General features: G+C 55.2%; 1 protein-coding gene. It reads left to right on the forward strand.

The window, feature by feature from the left end; all coding sequences use genetic code 11:
• Positions 1 to 294, forward strand: a 294-nt coding sequence (locus QZL71_RS13250) for a C40 family peptidase (RefSeq protein WP_294649229.1), incomplete at its 5' end; no start/stop codon positions are given.
• Positions 295 to 315: the final 21 nt, after the last annotated feature.

The raw sequence follows: 315 nt of genomic DNA on the forward strand, positions 1-315 counted from the left end.
AAGGAGGCGCAAAAGTATGTGGGCACGCCCTACGTCTGGGGCGGTTCTACCCCGGAAACCGGGTTTGATTGCTCCGGCTACGTTTGCTGGGTCTACAACCAGAACGGCTACAATGTGGGGCGCACCACCGCCAACGGTCTGTGGAACAAGAGCCAGCACATTTCCGAAGCCGAAGCAAAGCCCGGCGACCTTGTTTTCTTTGAAGGAACGTATGATACGCCGGGGAAAAGTCATGTGGGCATCGTGCGTCCAGTAAGGACGATAGTAGAAGTAGAGAAAGGAGGCTGTGACTAAGGTACTACCCCGCAAAGCAAC

Origin of the sequence: uncultured Faecalibacterium sp. (assembly GCF_900066275.1) — a bacterium.
Lineage (GTDB): Bacteria > Bacillota > Clostridia > Oscillospirales > Ruminococcaceae > Faecalibacterium > Faecalibacterium taiwanense.